The sequence below is a fragment of the Actinomadura sp. 21ATH genome, from assembly GCF_041951345.1.
GTDB lineage: Bacteria > Actinomycetota > Actinomycetes > Streptosporangiales > Streptosporangiaceae > Spirillospora.
Genome location: NZ_JBGNUR010000024.1, coordinates 1 through 17,538 on the forward strand (window position 1 = coordinate 1; position 17,538 = coordinate 17,538).

Sequence of the window (17,538 nt, forward strand, 5' to 3'; positions counted from 1 at the left end):
CATGAGGGCCTCCTGGCGATCGGCGTAGATGTCGCAATCCACACCGAACCCGGAGGCCCTCCCTCACTTCAAGATCATCCGACCGTGTCCACCGCGTTCGCAACCTCCCGGGTCAGTACAGCTAGCCCGCCTCGCCGAGAGCGGCGCCCGGGGAGCCGAGGCGCTGCGACAGCTCCTGGGTCACCTCCAGCAGCGCCCGGGCCATCGGGGAGTCCACCTGGCGCGGGACGTCGACCGTGGTGCCCACGATCGCCATCGTCGCGATGATCGACTCGCCCTCGAACACGGGGGCGGCGATGGTGTGCACGCCGTTCTGCGCGGGGGAGTTGACCGACAGGCCGTGCTCGCGGATCCAGGCGACCTCCTCGCGCAGCTCGGGGGAGCGGCGCAGCAGCTTGGCCAGCGCCGGGACCTGCTCGGGCGGCAGGTACGCGCAGAACACCCGGCCCTGCGCGGACGACGCCGGGTCGAGCCGGGAGCCGACCCGGACGCTGATCCGGATCAGGTGCTCGGTGTTGTCGGCGGACCGCACGACGGTCGGCGACTCGCCGTCCCAGATGCTCAGCACCACGGTCTGGCCGGCGGTCTTGACCAGCCGGTCCATGTACGGCTCGGCGGCGGTCACGATCGGCAGCGCGGCGCGCGCGGCGGCGGCGAGGGTGAGGACCTGCGGGCCCAGCGAGTACAGCGCCGTGCGGTCGTCGTACCGCAGCAGGTTGGCCGCCCGCAGTGCCTTGGTGTACCGGTGCGCCGTGGCCTTGCTGGCGCCGAGCCGGGCGGTGATCTCGTTCAGGCTCAGGTGCGGCCGGCCCACCGTGAACGAGTCCAGGATCAGCGCGGCGCGCTGCACCGTCTGGATCGACGGGGAGCCCTCGGCCGTGGTGTCTCGTGCGGTGCTCGTTGCCATCGGTTCCTCGCTTCTGCCTCGGCCATCGGCCGCGTTCCGCCCTGGGCGCGCCGTGGCGGCATCACCCGCCATCTCATCATGGGCCGGGCCGCGGCGGCGGGCCATCCGGAACATGGCGCCGGGGCGGGCCTCCGGTGGTGGGCCGGGGCCGCGGAAAGCGTTCGGCGCCGTCTCTTATTGCGAGACGCAATCATGACAACTGGGATGTAGGTCGTCAAACCCGGAACGGATGGCGCCGGTCCGGTCTTGACACGGTGATCGCCGCTGGGCGACTCTTTACCCACGATACGAGATGCCATCTCGCATTGTTATAACCACCAGGTTAACGCTGCCGCGTTGGAGGGGGTGAGCCCGATGCCCGAGCCGAACGGTGCGGGACTGCCGGGCCGGCTGGTCGTCGAGGACTGGGACGCGCTGACGTTCCGCGTGAACCGCGTCGCGTACCGCTCGGACGAGGTCTTCCGCGCCGAGCGGGACCGGATCTGGGCGCGCACCTGGCTCTACCTCGGGCACGAGACCGAGGTCGCCGAGCCCAACGCGTTCAAGACCAGGACGCTCGGCGGCCGGCCGCTGATCTTCTGCCGCGACTCCGGCGGCACGGTGCGCGCGTTCCTCAACTCCTGCCCGCACCGTGGAACGGTCCTGTGCCGGGAGAGGGAGGGCTCCACCAAGCTGTTCCAGTGCTTCTACCACGCCTGGACGTTCCGCAACAACGGCGACGTCGCGGCCATCCCCGGCAAGGACGCCTACGAGGCCGCCGGCGACGGCTTCCTCGACTCGATGCGGCTGCGCTCCGTCCCCCGGCTGGAGATCCACGAGGGGTTCGTGTTCGTCGCGTTCGACCCCGACGTGCCGCCGCTCCTCCACCACCTCGGCGACGCCGCCGACTACATGACGATGATCCGCGAGCAGCACGCGGCGGGCATGGAGGTGCTGCCCGGCACCCAGCTGTACGGCGTGCGCGGCAACTGGAAGCTCGCCGTCGAGAACGCCATGGACGGCTACCACTTCTCCCCCACGCACAACACGTTCGTCGGCTACCTGCGCGAGACCGGCTTCGCCGTCACCGACGACGACCAGTACGCCTACAACCTCGGCAACGGCCACTCCCTCCTCGTCCTGACCGGCCACGGCGGCCGGATCAGCATGCTGTGGGAGCCGCGCTTCGGCGAGGCCGAGAAGGCCCGCACCGCCGCGCACCGCGCCGAGATGGACCGCCGCCTCGGCCCCGAGCGCGCCCGCTACGTCGCCGACGAGAGCCACATCCTCTTCGTCTGGCCCAACCTGCTGCTGTTCGACCTCGAAGGGCTGTCGATCCGCCAGCTCGAACCCGTCGAACCCGGCCGCACCGACGTGCGCGCCTGGCAGCTCGCCCCGCGCGGCGAGGACGCCGACACCCGCGCGCTCCGCATGAAGACCATGGTCAGCTTCGTCGGCCCCGGCGGCCTCGCCACCCCCGACGACATCGAGGCGTACGAGGCGGTGCAGCGCGGCATCGAGGCCACCGCCGCCGAGGCCCGCCCCGAGTACGACTTCAGCGACATGTCCCGCGGGATGGTCGACGAGGTCAAGGGCGTCCAGGGGCGCTCCATCGACGAGGGCGCGATGCGCGGCTTCTGGCGGCACTGGGCCGGCGCGCTCGGCGTACCGGACGGCCTGGCCGTCACCGGCACCCGCCCGGAGCGCTTCCTCGAAGGGAGGAACGTGCGATGACCGTCCTCACGACCACCCGGGCGGACGTGGAGGACTTCCTCTACGCCGAGGCCGACCTCCTGGACGCCTGGCGGTACGACGACTGGCTCGCGCTGTTCGAGCCCGGCGCCCGCTTCGAGATCCCCGCCACCGACTGGACGGGCACCTCGCCGCACGCGTCCGGGTCGTTCGTCTGCGACGACTGGGACCTGCTGCGCGCCCGCGTCAAGCGGCTCAAGTCGCGCAAGGCCCACGCCGAGAACCCGCCGTCCCGCACCCACCGCATGATCTCCAACGTCCGGCTGCGCGAGCACGACGAGCCGGGCCTGCTCCGGGTGACGGCCGCGTTCATCGTCCACCGGGCCCGGGACGGCGAGTTCGACGCGTACGTGGGCCGCTACGACCACCTGCTCGTCCCCGGCGACGGCGGCCTGCGCTTCCGGCTGCGCCGCTCGATCCTCGGCCACGAGCACCTGCCGGCCGGAGCCCGGCTCAGCTTCATCCTCTGATCCATCTTCTGGGGGAACCCGATGATCAATCACACCCTGGCGTTCCGGTTCCGCCCGGACGTGCCCGCGGAGACGGCCGAGTCCGTGCTGGACGAGCTGCGCTCCTTCCCCAAGCGCTACCCGGCGATGCGGGACTTCTCGCTCGGCCGCAACATCAGCACCCGCGACACCACGTACACGCACGCGTTCTCGGTACGGTTCGACACCGAGACCGACCTGCGCGCGTACCTGGAGAGCGAGTCGCACGAACGGTTCGTCCGCGAACGCTGGCGGCCCGTCGTCGAGGCCCAGACGATCGTCAGCTACGAGACCGGCGCGCGGGCGGGGCGGCCGCGCGGCCCGTACGGGCTGGAGTACGCCCGCGTCGAGGTCCCCGACATGGCCCGCACCATCGAGTTCCTCCAGTACCACGTGGGGCTCCAGCTCGAACACCGCACCGACGAGTACGCCTACCTGCGCGCCGACCTCGAACACCACTCCATCGAGCTGATCAGCGCCCCGGACCGCGCGACCGGCCACACCAGCGCCGTCGGCTACAGCGTCGAGGACGCCGAGGTCCTCGCCGACCTGCGCAAGCGCGTGGCCGGCGCCGGCCACGAGATCCTCGAACTCCAGGACCGCCAGAAGGACCTCTGCGACGACGGCTTCGCCGTCCGCGACCCCAACGGCCTCATCGTCGAGCTCTTCACCGGCTTCCTGGAGTACGCCGAGCCGCCGCTGACCGAACTCCGCCCGGTCGACCTCGTCCACCCGTTCATCGCCACCGCGAGGTACGAGGAGTCGCTGGAGTTCTACACGGAGGTCCTCGGCTTCCTGCCGTCCGACGAGATCGTCGGCTCCACCACGTTCCTGCGCTGCGAGGACCGTTACCACCACAGCCTCGCCCTGCAGAACAACAAGGAGCACTACGTCGCGCACCTCTGCTTCGCGATGAAGAGCTTCGACCACGTCATGCGCGCCCGCGCCCGCGCGCTGTACAAGGGCGAGCCGATCGCGTCCGACCTGGTCAACCACTCGGCGTCGACGTCCATCGCGTTCTACATGCACGACCCCGCGCACGGCCCGCGCTACGAGCTGTGCGACCGGCACCGCGTCTTCACGCCGGAGGAGCACGAGACCCACCGCCCCCGCCGGATGCCGCCGGACCCGCGCAACATCGACGTGTGGCGCCCGGCCGCCGACGACTGGGGCCGTTTCTGAACACCATCGTCGAGGCCCTCCGGGTCCTGGACGGCGTCCCGGCCCCCTACGGCCGCGAGTCGGCCGCCGCCGCGCACCTCGCCTCCTGGTGCGCGGCGCGCTGGCCGTCCATCGAGTGGACCGTCCAGCCGTACGGCGACGGCGGCGCCAACCTGTACGCGGGCGACCCGTCCGGCGTCCTCCTCTACTCGCACCTCGACACGTCCCTCAGCGGCGACCCGCACGAGGACGGCCCCATCACGGCCCGCGCGGACGCCCCCGCCCCCCTGAAGGTCACCCCTGCCCACGTCGAAGGCTTCGGCCTCGGGGTCGCCCGCGCCCCCGCCGCCGCGGCCCTCGCCGCCTTCACCACCGCCACCGCCCGCGGCATCCCCGTACGCCTCCTCCTCGCCGGCTCCGGCACGCACCGCGCCGTCAGCCCCCGCACGACCGGCCTGGACCGCTACCTGGCCACCGCGCCCCGCCCGCCCGCCGCCGTCGTCGCCAAATGCGGTCCGCCGACCCTCCTGTGGGAGGAGCCGGGCGCCCTCTACCTGCGCGTACGCGTCCAGGGCCGGCACGGCGCCGTCCTGGCCCGCGAGTCCGCCGACCCGCCCGGAGGCGTCATCGCGCACGCGGGCTCGGTCATCGAGGCCGTCGAACGCTGGCGTACGGCCTACCTGCGCGCGCACACGGCCCCCGGCACCCAGGTCGGCCCGGCCGCCGGGATCGGCTCGCTCACCTCCGGCCGCCCGGACAAGCCGGACCTCTTCCCCGCCCTCCTCGAAGCCGGGATCTACGCCGTGACCGTCCCGGGCGCCGACCCGCACGAGATCGCCGCGTCCCTCCGCTCCGCGATCGAGTCCGCCTGCGCGAACGGCCCCCTGTCCACCTGCACGGTCACCGTGGACGTCGACGAGGTCCACCCCGCCGCCGCGACTCCCGCCGGCGCCCCGGTCGTCCGTGCCGCCCGTGCGGCCTGGGAATCCGAATTCGGCACCGCGCCCCCGCCCATCCAGAACTGGACGGGATCCACCGACGGCGTCGTCCTCCGAGCCCACGGCATCGACACCGTCCGCCTGGGCCCGTCCGCCCGCCCGTCCCCGGCCGACCCCCGCCGCGACGTACTCGACCTCCCCGCCCTGGCCGCGTACGCCCGCGTCTACGCGGCCCTGACCCGAAACCTGGACCCGGACGCCGTCGTCGCCGACAGTTGAGCCATGCGGCGCCGGGACGACGTACCCAGACTCGGACCGCCGCGCGCCATCGCGAGCTACCTGTGGGCGCTGAGCCCGGTCTACACCCTCGGCATGGGCACGTACATGGCGTTCCTCCTCGCCGCCGTCCGCCTCAAGACCCTCGCCCTGTGGACGGCCTGCGCGGTCTATTTCGTGCTCCCCATGGGCGCACTCGTCCTCCACGGCGGCCCGTACGCCCAGCCCGCCGGCGCGACACTGGGCGCCGCCCTCTACTGGCTGTGCGTCCCGGCCGCCACCCTCCACACCCTCGCCATCCGCCGCCGGGTCTTCACCCCGCGCCAAGGGTTTCCGTACGGAAACACGGATGGTCGAGGACTCCCTATCCTGCGTCACCGCACCAGGACAATCCGCGTACCGTGGACGGCGGGGGCGGAACGACCCGATGAGGTGGGCCCATGACCGGACACGCTGACGACGGCACGCCCCGCATAGGCGAGAACGTGCGCAACGCACGGCTGTACCGGGGCCTGTCGCTGGACGCCCTCGCCGGGCTGGCCGGCCGCTCGAAGGGGTGGCTCTCCAAGGTGGAGAACGGCCGGACGCGGCTTGAGCGGCGAAGCGACATCCGCGCCCTGGCCGAGGCTCTGGAGGTCTCGGCGTCCGACCTGCTCGGCGAGCCCGTTCCGGCCATCCGCCCCCAGGCCAGGGCGTACGGGGACATCGTCCGGCTCCGGGAGGCCCTTCTCGACTCGTCCCTGGACGATCCGCTCGACGTGCCCGTACGGCCGCTGGCCGACCTCGCGGACCTCACCGCCGGGCCCATCGAGGAACGGCGGCTGGCCGCCGACTACGCCGGGCTCGCCGCCGTGCTCCCGCCCGCGCTGGCGGAGCTGCATGTGCACGCGACGACCGGGGACGAGCGCGCGCGGACGATCGCGCTGCGGCTGCTCATCGATGTCTGCGCGTGTACGACCTTCCTCCTTCGCCATCTGGGCCAGGTCGACCTGGCGTGGATCGCCGCCGATCGTGCGCGGAAGGCCGCGGTACGGCTGGATGATCCCGTCATGCTGGGAGCGGCGGCGTTCGTCCAGGCGCACGCGCGCCCGGCCGCCTCGCTGGGACGTGCGCTGAGGGAGGCCGCCCGTACGGCGGACGCGCTCGAAGGCGGGCTCGGGGACGACCGCCTCGGGCAGGAGGTCTACGGCATGTTGCAGCTTTCGGCGGCTCTCGCCCACCGGGTCCGGCACGAACACGGGCACGCGGCCGACAGGCTGGCCGAGGCCGAGCGGATGTCCCGCCGTACCGGCGAGCGCGCGGGCGCCTGGCAGAGCTTCGGGCCGGCGAACGTCGGCACGTGGAAGGCCATGCTCGCGGTGGAGGCGGACGAACCGGCGGCCGCGCTCGAAGCCGCCGCGGCCGTCGACGTCGAAGCGCTGGCCAACCGCGGCCGCAGGGCCGCGCTGGCGATCGAGCAGGGCAGGGCCTTGGCCATGCTCGGCCGCGACGCGCAGGCCGTCCGGCAACTGCGCCGCGCCGAACACCTCTCGGCGGCTCGCGTCCACAACAACCCCATGGTCAGGGAGCTGGTGGCCGACCTGTACGAGCGGGCCGCCGGGCGCGACCTGCGCGGTCTGGCGTGGCGCATGAACCTGATCTGACAAGGGTTTCCGTACGGAAACACATCCGGTTCCGGCGGCTCTACCGTGACGCTCCGTGTGCGGATCCGCACGCAGGGACGTGATGGGGAGGAGTCTGGCCCATGGACGAGAGTACGCCTGAACGTGACCCGCTCGCCGTGCTCGGCGCGCATCTGGGTGCGCGCGGGCTGGCGGTCGAGCCGACCGCGCGCGGGCTGCGGGTGACCGGCCGGAGTTCGGCGGACCCCGTGCTCATCGACTGCCGGGCGCGGCGGGACGACGGCGGCCGGATGTGGTTCTTCACGTCGGCGGGCGAGCCGGTCGCCGAGGCGGGACGGTTCATCGAAGCGGCGCTGGTGATCCGCGGGATCCTGGCGCGCGGGACGCGTGCGGGAGCCGGGGGATGACGCCGCTGACGCCGTACGCGGTCACTGGGATCGATCCTGCTCGCGCGGTGGCCGGGTTGCGACACCGCTTTCCCTGGGTGTGCGCCTGGTGGGGCGAGTACACGAGGTCGTGGTGGGCCGTCGCCAGGGACCGGACGGGCCGCGACCACCTGATCGAGGCCCGCGACCCGGCCGAAATGGCACAACGGCTGCACGAGCTGTACGCGCCCCCGCACGTCCCCCGCTACGCGCGTCCGCGCCCCGACCTTGCCAGGCCGCCCCGAACTCCTCGGCCTGCACCGGCAAGGCGGCCGCCGCCAAGACCGCGCGCCGCACCGCCTCCGCGAGGCTGGCTGAGGCGACTTCTCCAGCATTAGGGCCTGTTCGGCGTCGCTTCTGGAACTGCGGGCTGCCCGGGCCTTGGGGGTCGTTCTCCGGTGCCCGGGGCAGCCCGAGTGGATCTCTGTTATCGCAGAGCGTGGTCGCTGCGGGCGGTCCAGATCGCCAGGGCGGCGAGCAAGGCGCAGGCGCCACCGAGCCAGAGCACGCCCTGGAGCGTGAGCGTGTCGACGATGACGCCGCCGGCCAGCGCGCCGAAACCGATGGACAGGTTGAACACCGCCACCCACAGCGAGGAGGCGGCTTCCACGGCCTGCGGAGCGGCCTTGATCATCCAGGTTTGGAGGCCCACGGACACGCCGCCGAAGGCCAGACCCCAGACGATCAGCAGGATGGCACCGCTGATCGCGGTCTGGCCCAGCAGCAGGAAGAGCGGCATCGCGGCCGTCATGGCCACTGCGATGGTCAGCGCGCTGCGGTGCACGCGGCGGGAGAGCGCCAGACCGGCGACGAAGTTGCCGATCATGCCGGCCGCACCGAATCCGAACAGCAGCGGAGCGACATGGTGCTCGTCGATCCCCGACAGCTTCTGCAGTGCCGGGCTCACGAACGTGTAAGCGGCGAAGTGGCCGAACACAAGGAGCACCGTCGCGATGATGCCGACGCGCACGCCCGGGTTGCGGAGCTGCTCCATCAGCAGCTTGGGCCGGATGGGCTGGGAGGCGACCAGCCTCGGCAGTACCGCCAGCAGTGCGATCAGGGTCACGAGCGCCAGGGCGCTGAGCGAGGAGAAGGCGATGCGCCAGCCGGTCAGGTCACCGACCAGGGTGCCGAGCGGGACGCCGAACACGTTCGCGGCTCCGACGCCGCCGAAGATGACCGCGGTGGCACGTGGCACGTCCGCGGGGGCGACGAGCCGGACCGCCAGGCCGGCGGCGACCGCCCAGAAGCCGCCGATCGCTATGCCGACCAGCACCCGGAAGCCCACCAGCGACGCGAAGTTCGGCGCCAGAGCGGAGCCCAGGTTCGCGACGGTCATCAGCGCCATCAGTCCGAGCAGCAGGATGCGGCGGTCAAGCGACCCGACGATCATCGGGACCAGCGGTGCCGCGAACCCGGCGACGATGCTGGGCACCGTCACCATCAGCCCTGCCGTCCCCTCGGAGACCGACAGCGCGGACCCCACGGAGGTCAGCAGACCGATCGGCAGTTGCTCGGCGGTCACCAGCAGGAAGGTGCCCAGAGTCACTACTGACACCGCCAGCCAGCGACTCTTACCCGGGGCCCCTGGTTCCCGTGTCTGGGTGGGGGTCTGTTCTGCGGTCGTCAACGGATCCTCCTCCACGCATTTGGGAGCGATCGCTCCCATATCGGGGACCCTAGTATGGGAGCGATCGCTCCACAAATTGGGTAAGGTGAGCCCATGGCACGCCCCCGGCAGTTCGACGAGCAGAACGCGGTCACGTCGGCGACCGAGCTGTTCTGGCGGCGCGGCTACCACGCCACTTCGGTGCGTGACCTCGGGGACGAGCTGAAGCTGACGCCCAGCAGCCTGTACCGGACGTTCACGGACAAGCACACGCTCTTTCTGCGCGCGCTCGACCACTACCGGGCCACCGAGTCGACGCAGGCCCGCCGGCGTCTGGATGCGAGTGACCGTCCGGTTCGTGAGGTGCTGCGGGAATGGATGCTGTGGCTGGTGACCTGCCCGGCCGACGGCACGACCGGCCGCGGATGCTTCGTGGTCAACACCGCCACCGAACTCGGCACCACTGACGACCAGGTCCATGAGCGGATCGAGGCCGCGTTCACGGTCACCCGGCAGGCGTTGCGTGCGGTGCTGGCCGAGGGGCGGGAGCGAGGCGAACTGTCCACCGATCTCGACATCGACGGAGCCGTGGAGTCGCTGTTCACGACGGTGCTCGGCCTGCGGGTGCGAGAGCGCGCCGGCCACGATCTGGAGCGCCTGACCATCGCGATCGATCTCGCGATTCGAGCTCTGGGAGCCGCGCCCGCGCACCCCGCCTGACGGCGGAGGGGAGATGCGAGGCCCGGTTCGGAGTGCTGATCATGGCTGGTGCGTCATCTCCCGGCCGGTGGACGTCCACGCGCCCGCGCCTCGTCCCGCCCCGGTCAGGCCGCCGCCGCGAGTGCCCGCCGCGCGTGGCTCCCGAAGCTATTCCTTGACACGAATATTCGTCCTAGAGAATACTTCTTGCCATGGACGTCCTTCTCGCCGCGCTGGCTGATCCGGCCCGTTGGCGGCTCGTGTGTCTGCTGGCCGAGCGGCCGCGCCCGGTGGGCGTGCTCGCGCGGCTGGCGGAGGCGCGGCAGCCTCAGACGACCAAGCATCTGCAGACGCTTGAACGGGCCGGGGTGGTCACGTCGCAGCGTTCCGGGCAGCGGCGCGTGTACGCGCTGCAACCTGGCGCGTTGCGGGAGTTGGCGGGAGTGCTCAGCGGGCTCGCCGACACGGCGGAACGGGCCGGCGGGCCGCGCGAGACCTTCGACCGGTACGGGGCGAGCCTCGACGCGGAGCGGAGTGCCGCGCAGGAGGAAGGCTGGGCGGACGGCCGCTCGTTCAGGTTCCAGCGGACGCTGGCGGGACGTCCCGAGCTGGTCTGGCGCCAGCTGACCGAGGCGGCCCTGCTCGCCGGGTGGTGGACGCCCGACGACCTGCGCGTCTCGAAGCTCGTGTTCGAGGCGCGGCGCGGCGGGCGGATCGTTCAGGAGTACCGCGACGTCGAGGACGAAGGCGGCACCGAGCCGGTCGTCGGGTACGCGGAGGGTGTCGTCGTCGACGTGCGTCCCGGCGAGCGCCTCGCCTACCGGCTCTCCCCGCTGCTGCCCGACGGCGGCACGGCCTTCACCGCACATGTCGATCTCGCGCTCCGGGACACCGGCGGCGGCACCGACCTGGACGTTCACTACCGGATCACCGACAGCATGGTCGATTCCGCTGACTTCGTCGCGGGCATCGAGATCGGCTTCGGCCAGAGCCTCGATCGCCTCGCGGCCGTCATGGCGGCGGAATCGCACGACACCGACTCAAGGAGCACGCAATGACGCAGCAGTCCGGCCGCAGGGTGACCGCGAACCTGAGCCTCACCCTTGACGGGCGCTACCACGGCCCCGACGGGCCCGGCGACTTCGGGGCGTTCGCCCCGTACGTGAGCAGCGAGGTCGCGCGCGACCACATGACCGGCATCTGGCGGGACGCGACGACGGCGGTCCTCGGCCGGAACAACGCCGAGGGGTTCATGGGCTACTGGGCGCCGCTCGCCGAGGACGAGTCGGCCGATCCGCGCGACCGCGGATACGCGAAGTGGCTGGTCGGGACGGAGAAGGTCGTCTTCTCGACCACCCTGACCGAGCCGCCCTGGGAGCGGACCCGCGTGGTGAACGGACCCGTCGCGGACGTCATCACCGAGCTCAAGAAGTCCGGCGAAGGCGACATCCTCGTCAACAGCAGTGCCGGCCTCATCAAGCCGCTGCTGGCGGCGGACCTGGTCGACCGGCTCCACCTGATGGTCTTCCCGGAGATCGCCGGCGGGGGGCGGCGGCTGTTCGAGGACGGCCTGCCGGCCACCCGGTGGACGCTCTCCCAGCAGGAGACCGGCAAGCTCGGCGAGCTCGCCATGGTCTACGACCGCGCCCGCTGATCCCGCACAATGAGACATGGCCGGAGAGAGCATCGAGGATCTCGTCGCCCGGGTGACGGCGGAGCGCGGCACCATGATCACCGCGGTGGTGCCCGCGTACCGGGTCGACGTCCTCGTCCAGCGCCTGGAAATGGTCCTGGACGCGGCGTTCGGCGGTGCCGGTCCCGACGTCGAGGTGCGGCTGGTGCTGGGGTCGGCGTGCACGACCGCCGCCAGGGCCGTCGACCAGTTCGTCGCCGCGCTGCGGCTGCCGTACGCGGCGGCGCGGGGCTGGGGCGACTTCACGGACGCGCTGGGCGATCGTCCGGCCTCGCTGCGGGAGTGCGTCGTCGTCGCGGACGCGGCGCGGCTGCTCGAACACGAGGACCGCGACCTGTGGCGTGAGCTGGTGTCCCGCCTGCACGGCGGCCCGCACTGCCTGGGCGGCGGCTGGAACACGCTGGTGCTGGCGGATGACGAGTACGCGTGGCAGGAGTGGGCGTTCAAGGCCGAGGGGACGCCGCCCGGCCCCGTCCGGTGAGGTTCACCGGGCACGGGGCCGGCGGGCGGGCCTCAGAGGCCCCAGTCGTAGTTGGGGACGACGGCCTTCGCGATCTGGAAGCGGCCGCCGGGCAGGTGCTTGTCCTCCTCGTTGCCCGCCTTGATGACGGTCTTGCCGAAGCCGGGCACGAGCGGGCGGCCGACGTCGCGGCGCAGCCACAGGCGCAGCAGGTGGCGGCGGCGCTCGGGCTCGGGGTGGTCGACGTAGCCGGTACGGGAGTGCAGGGCCGCGTAGTTGAGGAGCCACTGGACGTCGCCGGGCTGGAAGTCCATGTCCAGCGCCAGTCCGGGCTCCTGGGCGATCTCGTCGAAGAGGTTCAGGACCTCGATCTGGGCCTCGGTCAGCCGGGGCACCTCGGGGTAGTCCTGCGCCGAGAAGATCATCGAGCTGCCGGCGTACGTGCTGAAGATGCCGTCCACGTACGAGCAGATCGGGGACTCGTAGGTGTCGGCGGGGGCGTCCGGGTCCTGCTTGCGCCAGTCCCAGTGCCACGGCTCGAACAGCAGCGGGGCCAGGTCGGGGCGGCGGGCCAGGATCTCGTTGTAGATCGCCGTACCGCTGACGAGGCTGCTGAGTCCGCCGGCGCGGGCGCCGCGCAGGCACATCAGCGCGACGACGTCGGAGCTGTCGGAGTGGAACGGCAGCCGGTCGCGGACCCGGGACGGCAGCGCGGTCGGGTCGTCCAGGGTCTTGTCGGAGGTGGCGATGACGTGGTCGAGGACGTCGCCGAACTGGTTCTGCGACATGGGCGTGCCCAGGTGCAGGCCCATCAGGTAGAAGATCGCGCCGGCGACGGCGTCGCCGTACTCCTCGGTCCGCAGGCCGCGGACAAGCACGAAGCCGCGGCCGGCGTCCATCTCCCGGGCGCACTCCTCGATGAGGCCGGCGCAGGCGTCGATGGGGTAGTCGGCGGCGGTGACCGTGCGGAGGTCGGGGTCGTCGGCGACGAAGCGGCGGCCGAGCGTCTCGAGTTCGGTGCGCTCGGCGCCGGTCAGGTGGTGGATCCAGTCGGTGGAGCCGGCCAGCTCGTCGCCGCGCCAGGCGGACGGGCCGGAGATCGGGGACAGGTCGACGGTCGTGGACATGCTGCCTCGCTCTGCGGGGAGGAAAGGCGGCCGCGGACGGGACGCCGCGGCCGTGGTGGAACGGCTGCGGACGTGCCTGGTCAGAAGGGCGTCTGCGGGTTGCCCGCGGCGGTGCCGGGGCGCATGCCGGTGCGCGGGGGACGGACGCGCAGGGGCTCGCGGTAGCCGCGCACCGCCGGTCCAAGGCCCTGCGAGGCGTCTCGGATCATGGCGTGCTCCCGGCTGTGGAGGATCTTCCGCAACCGTAGGACAGCCGATCTGATCTCGTCAAGCGAGATGGCGTCTCGTATTCGTTAGCCGATCGGACGCACCTGGACGGTGCCGTCCTCCAGGACGCGGCTCTCGAACGACGGCTGCCGCCCGGTGGCCGGGCCGTGCACGACCGAACCGTCCGCGACCCGGAACGTGCTGCCGTGCCACGGGCAGATCACGCACAGGTCGTCGCCCTCGCCGACGACCCGGCCCTGGTGCAGCGGGCCGGCGAGGTGGCTGCACCGGTCCGTCAGCACGTGGATGTCGTCGCCGTCGCGCAGCACGAACAGGCTGATGTACCCCAGCCGGCGCTGGACGGGCCAGCCGTCCGGCAGCTCGGACTCGGCGCACAGGTCGTGCCAGCCGAGCGGCACGAGATGCGCGACCTGGTCGGCGTGGCTGGCCCCGGCCGCCTGCCGGAACGCCAGGTGTCCCCCCAGGTAGCTGCCCGCGAACAGCGCGGTGAGGCCCGCGTAGCCGAGGGCGCGGCCCGTGCCGTCGCGGCCGCGGGCCCGCGCCACGAACGAGGCCGAGTAGAGCAGCGTCGCCGTCGCGGTGCTCGCCGCGTGCACCAGCCCCACCCGCTGCTGCTGGCGGTGCAGCGCGCTCCAGTCGGCGATCCCGGTCAGCGCCGTCGGGACCGCCGCGGCCAGCCCGGCGCCGATCAGCGCCTGCGAGGCCCGGTGCGTCCCGGGGACCAGGTCGAGCACGCCGGCCGAGATCCAGCACCCCATCGGCACGTCCGTCAGCGGCGGATGCGCCGGGTGGCCCACGGGCACGCCGTGCAGCGCGTCCTTAAGCGGTCCCGGCCGCAGCACCTTCTGCACGGCCGTCGAGAGCGTCCGGATCGTACGGTCGAGGCCGTGGGCGTGCTCCAGGCCGTCGGCCAGGTCCACCGGATGGGCCCCGGCCTGCGGCCGCGAACCGCGCCGGAAGATCCTGCTCGCCCTTCGGTTCATGCCCCTCCTTCGGGTGCGCGTCCGGAAGTCGATGAGGACGGCCGTAAACGGGACGCTCCTGCGACCCTAGCCGCCGGTTTCTCCTGTTGACCACCCGGGAGAACATCGGGCCGGCCCGCCGGGTGTGCCGGGCACCCACAGTGGTGGATACCTACCTGCGCGTACCCGCCTTAAACCGGCATCGATCCGGCGCCGATCCGGCGCGGCGGCGCCACAGGACCGTTGCCTTCTCGGCACAGGAGGCTTGGCCTACAGTGAAATGGCCCGCAAGCGACCGGACGAGCCGAGCCCATGGACGTTCCCTCACCTCCGGCGGCACCGCCGGAGCCCGCGACCCCCGACACGGCGCTGATCACGCAGATCGAGACGCGCTTCCCGGGATGGGGGGCCTGGCGCAGCGGCACCCACCGCTGGTGGGCGTTCCGGACCTCCGCCAAGCCGCTCACCATCGAGCAGCTGCGGGCGGGCTGCCGGCTGCTGGTCCAGGCCGACACGCCCGCAGAGCTGTGCGCGGCCATCCGCGCGGAGATCGAGTGCGCCGGCCGGCTCGCGCCCGGCCGCACCTGATCAGGAGGCGGGTTCGAGGGTGACGGGGACGCCGTTGAACACGGCGTTGCCGGACAGTGGGTCGATCTCGTTCTCGTCGGTGACGGCGTTGACGTTGACGCCCGCGTGCTCGGCCGCGACCCGGGTACGCGTGCCGTCGCGGCCGTGACCCCAGCCGTGCGGCAGGCTGACGACGCCCGCCATCACGGTGTCGGTCGGCTCCGCGACGGCCTCCAGCGTGCCCGCACGGGACGTCACGCGGACGAGGTCGCCGGCCGCCAGCCCGAGGCGTTCGGCGTCGGCGGGGTTGAGCTGGAGCGTGCACGTGTTGGACCCGCGCACCAACTCCGGGACGTTGTGCAGCCAGCTGTTGTTGGAACGCAGGTGCCGCCGCCCGATCAGCAGCATGCCGTCCGCCGCGCCGTCGAGTGCCGCGCGCAGCCGGTCGGCGTCCGCGGCGAACGACGGCGGGCACAGCTCGACGCGTCCCGAGGCCGTGCAGAGCACCTCGTCCAGCCGCGGCCGCAGCGCGCCCAGGTCGAGCCCGTGGGGATGCTCGGTACGCAGCCGCGCCAGCGTCAGCCCGGCCGGGTCGGCGCCGAACCCGTCGCCGTACGGGCCGAGGCGGAGCATCATGTCGAGCCGCTGCTCCGTCAGCGTGCCGCCGTCGTCGGCGAGCATCTTGCGCAGCTCGTCCGGCTCCCGGCCCTCCACCGGCGAACCGGTCATCGCGACCGCCTTGCCCAGCGTCGACCCGATGATCATTTCGTCGAGGGCGTCCGGGTCGCCGTCCATCCCCGACGCCAGCACGGCCAGCCGCGCGAGGATCGCCGCCTCCGACGGGCGCCCGTCCTCCAGCGGGACGATCGGCGCCGAGTAACGCACGTAGTCGCGCACCGCCAGGCCCAGCAGCGACACGTCGTAGTGCGGCGTCTGCACCGGCCGCGGCGGCGGCAGGACCACGTGCGCGTGCCGGGTGGTCTCGTTCAGGTACGGGTCGACGCTGACCATGAACTCCAGCCCGGCCAGCGCCCGGTCGAGCCGCTCCGACCCGGGGGCCGACAGCGCCGGGTTGCCGCCGATCGTGACCAGCGCCCGGATCCGCCCCTCGCCCGGCGTCTCGATCTCGTCCGCCAGCGTGGCGACCGGCAGCTCCCCGTTCACCTCGGGCAGGTCCCGCACGCGGCTGCGCCACCGCCCCGTCGTGAACGGCCGCCGCTTCCGGTAGACCGGCACGTGCGCCGCCCGCGGGAACATCGCGCCGCCCTCGCGGTCGAGGTTGCCGGTCAGGACGTTCAGGACGTCCACGAGCCAGCTGTTGAGCGTCCCGAACGCCTGCGTGCACGTCCCGATCCGGCCGTACACCGCCGCCGTCTCGGCCGCCGCCAGCTCCCGCGCCATCCGGCGGATCGTCCCGGCGTCGATGCCGGTCACCCGGGCGACCCGTTCGGGGGAGAAGTCCACGACGAGCGCGCGCAGATCGTCCAGCCCGTTCACGGGGCGCTCCCCCGGCGCCGCGAGGTCCTCCGCGAACAGCGTGTGGACGAGCGCCATCAGCAGGTACGCGTCGGTGCCCGGCCGGATGAAGACGTGCTCGCCCGCCAGGTCCGCCGTCCGCGTCCGCCGCGGGTCGACGACCGTCACCTTGCCGCCGCGCGCCGCGATCGCCTTGAGCCGCCCGGGGAAGTCCGGCGCCGAGCACAGGCTGCCGTTCGACTCCAGCGGGTTGGCGCCCAGCATCAGCAGGTGCGACGTCCGGTCCAGATCGGGCACCGGGATCGCCAGCGGGTCGCCGAACATGTAGCCGCAGCTCACATGCTTGGGCATCTGGTCGGCGGTGCTCGCCGTGTAGACGTTCCGCGTCCCGAGTGCCTTGATGAGCGCGCCGCCGTAGAGCGGGCCGGCCACCGAATGCGCCGTCGGGTTGCCGATGTACACGGCGACGGCGTCCTTGCCGTACTTCCCGACGACCTCGGCGATCCGCCGCCGCACGACCGCGAACGCCTCGTCCCAGCCGGCCTCGGCCCCGTCCACCAGCGGCGCCCGCAGCCGGTCCGGATCCCCGTCCAGCCGGCCGAGCGTCGCGCCCTTCGGGCAGATGAACCCCTTGCTGAGCGGATCGTCCCGGTCGCCGCGCACCCGGGTCACCGCGCCCGAGTCGTCCAGCGTCAGCTCCAGGCCGCAGAGGGCCTCACAGAGGGGACAGGTGCGAAACGCCGTACGGCTGCCCATCAAGCACTCCTCGTGACCGGGACCGACCCAATCATGACGCGTCCCACCGACCCCGCCAACCCTGCCCCGATCGCCGAAGCCAGGCAATCACCTCCGAAGTAGACGGGGATGGTTCCCATCCCCGAACAGCCTCCCCCACAATTCCCGCAACCGGCCGGGCCGAGGAGAAGCACGCCCCGGCGCCACGCGAGGCGACGCGGCCGGACGGGGACGGCACACCTCGCGCCCGGCCACGCCGATCGGCACGACCTGACGCGCGTACCGAGGCACGACCGGCCGTACAGGGACGCCCGCCTCGGCGAGGGCCCGCCCCAGCTCGACCGGGTCGGGCGCCTCGACCAGGCGATGGCGCCCGTACCGATCCTGGGCGACGGCCCACCAGCACCGGGTGTGCGACCCCCACCACGCGCACA

General features: G+C 72.5%; 18 protein-coding genes. 12 read left to right on the forward strand and 6 right to left on the reverse strand.

From position 1 onward, the window contains the following. Positions 1-121 precede the first annotated feature (121 nt). The gene (locus ACA361_RS38475; protein ID WP_375020067.1) at positions 122-907 is read right to left on the reverse strand and encodes an IclR family transcriptional regulator; all 786 of its coding nucleotides are present in this window, start codon (positions 905-907) and stop codon (positions 122-124) included. A 354-nt stretch (positions 908-1,261) separates the two neighbouring features. On the opposite strand from ACA361_RS38475, the gene ACA361_RS38480 reads away from it, so the two are divergent. From ACA361_RS38480 to ACA361_RS38510, 7 genes are all read left to right on the forward strand, one after another. Beyond that, positions 1,262-2,620 (forward strand): SRPBCC family protein, encoded by a 1,359-nt coding sequence (locus ACA361_RS38480; RefSeq protein ID WP_375020068.1) that lies wholly within the window; start codon positions 1,262-1,264, stop codon positions 2,618-2,620. Continuing rightward, positions 2,617-3,108 carry an aromatic-ring-hydroxylating dioxygenase subunit beta gene (locus tag ACA361_RS38485; RefSeq protein ID WP_375020069.1) on the forward strand — a complete coding sequence of 164 codons (492 nt, stop codon included), beginning with the start codon at positions 2,617-2,619 and terminating at the stop codon, positions 3,106-3,108. The genes ACA361_RS38480 and ACA361_RS38485 overlap by 4 nt, the downstream gene beginning before the upstream one ends. Before the next feature lie 21 nt (positions 3,109-3,129). Continuing rightward, complete coding sequence (locus ACA361_RS38490) at positions 3,130-4,308, forward strand: Dabb family protein (RefSeq protein WP_375020070.1); 1,179 nt, start codon at positions 3,130-3,132, stop codon at positions 4,306-4,308. Then, complete coding sequence (locus ACA361_RS38495; protein WP_375020071.1) at positions 4,272-5,504, forward strand: hypothetical protein; 1,233 nt, start codon at positions 4,272-4,274, stop codon at positions 5,502-5,504. The genes ACA361_RS38490 and ACA361_RS38495 overlap by 37 nt, the downstream gene beginning before the upstream one ends. 3 nt (positions 5,505-5,507) lie before the next feature. Further along, complete coding sequence (locus tag ACA361_RS38500; RefSeq protein WP_375020072.1) at positions 5,508-5,945, forward strand: hypothetical protein; 438 nt, start codon at positions 5,508-5,510, stop codon at positions 5,943-5,945. After that, positions 5,942-7,144 carry a helix-turn-helix domain-containing protein gene (locus tag ACA361_RS38505; RefSeq protein ID WP_375020073.1) on the forward strand — a complete coding sequence of 401 codons (1,203 nt, stop codon included), beginning with the start codon at positions 5,942-5,944 and terminating at the stop codon, positions 7,142-7,144. The genes ACA361_RS38500 and ACA361_RS38505 overlap by 4 nt, the downstream gene beginning before the upstream one ends. Positions 7,145-7,245: 101 nt before the next feature. Continuing rightward, positions 7,246-7,530 carry a hypothetical protein gene (locus tag ACA361_RS38510; protein WP_375020074.1) on the forward strand — a complete coding sequence of 95 codons (285 nt, stop codon included), beginning with the start codon at positions 7,246-7,248 and terminating at the stop codon, positions 7,528-7,530. 445 nt (positions 7,531-7,975) lie between these two features. Here ACA361_RS38510 and ACA361_RS38515 read toward each other — a convergent pair whose 3' ends face one another. Next, positions 7,976-9,097, reverse strand: a complete 1,122-nt coding sequence (locus ACA361_RS38515) for an MFS transporter (protein WP_375020075.1) — start codon at positions 9,095-9,097, stop codon at positions 7,976-7,978. Between the two features lie 174 nt (positions 9,098-9,271). On the opposite strand from ACA361_RS38515, the gene ACA361_RS38520 reads away from it, so the two are divergent. The 4 genes from ACA361_RS38520 to ACA361_RS38535 all read left to right on the forward strand — a co-directional run bounded on the left by ACA361_RS38520 (position 9,272) and on the right by ACA361_RS38535 (position 12,030). Beyond that, on the forward strand, positions 9,272-9,877 hold the full coding sequence (locus tag ACA361_RS38520; protein WP_375020076.1) for a TetR/AcrR family transcriptional regulator: 606 nt from the start codon (positions 9,272-9,274) through the stop codon (positions 9,875-9,877). A 191-nt stretch (positions 9,878-10,068) separates the two neighbouring features. Then, positions 10,069-10,914 carry a metalloregulator ArsR/SmtB family transcription factor gene (locus ACA361_RS38525; protein ID WP_375020077.1) on the forward strand — a complete coding sequence of 282 codons (846 nt, stop codon included), beginning with the start codon at positions 10,069-10,071 and terminating at the stop codon, positions 10,912-10,914. Beyond that, on the forward strand, positions 10,911-11,510 hold the full coding sequence (locus ACA361_RS38530; protein WP_375020078.1) for a dihydrofolate reductase family protein: 600 nt from the start codon (positions 10,911-10,913) through the stop codon (positions 11,508-11,510). The genes ACA361_RS38525 and ACA361_RS38530 overlap by 4 nt, the downstream gene beginning before the upstream one ends. Positions 11,511-11,526: 16 nt before the next feature. Continuing rightward, complete coding sequence (locus tag ACA361_RS38535) at positions 11,527-12,030, forward strand: hypothetical protein (RefSeq protein WP_375020079.1); 504 nt, start codon at positions 11,527-11,529, stop codon at positions 12,028-12,030. Between the two features lie 32 nt (positions 12,031-12,062). On the opposite strand, the gene ACA361_RS38540 is transcribed toward ACA361_RS38535, so the two are convergent. The 3 genes from ACA361_RS38540 to ACA361_RS38550 form a co-directional block, all read right to left on the reverse strand. After that, positions 12,063-13,136, reverse strand: a complete 1,074-nt coding sequence (locus ACA361_RS38540) for a TauD/TfdA family dioxygenase (protein WP_375020080.1) — start codon at positions 13,134-13,136, stop codon at positions 12,063-12,065. 80 nt (positions 13,137-13,216) lie between these two features. Next, on the reverse strand, positions 13,217-13,345 hold the full coding sequence (locus ACA361_RS38545; RefSeq protein WP_375020081.1) for a hypothetical protein: 129 nt from the start codon (positions 13,343-13,345) through the stop codon (positions 13,217-13,219). Between the two features lie 84 nt (positions 13,346-13,429). Beyond that, on the reverse strand, positions 13,430-14,347 hold the full coding sequence (locus tag ACA361_RS38550) for a Rieske 2Fe-2S domain-containing protein (protein WP_375020082.1): 918 nt from the start codon (positions 14,345-14,347) through the stop codon (positions 13,430-13,432). A gap of 291 nt (positions 14,348-14,638) precedes the next feature. On the opposite strand from ACA361_RS38550, the gene ACA361_RS38555 reads away from it, so the two are divergent. Beyond that, positions 14,639-14,914, forward strand: coding sequence for a hypothetical protein (locus ACA361_RS38555; protein WP_375020083.1), 276 nt, complete (start codon positions 14,639-14,641; stop codon positions 14,912-14,914). On the opposite strand, the gene ACA361_RS38560 is transcribed toward ACA361_RS38555, so the two are convergent. Further along, entirely contained in the window at positions 14,915-17,125 is a 2,211-nt protein-coding gene (locus ACA361_RS38560; protein WP_375020084.1) for a molybdopterin oxidoreductase family protein, read from the reverse strand. It lies immediately after the preceding gene. Positions 17,126-17,538: the final 413 nt, after the last annotated feature.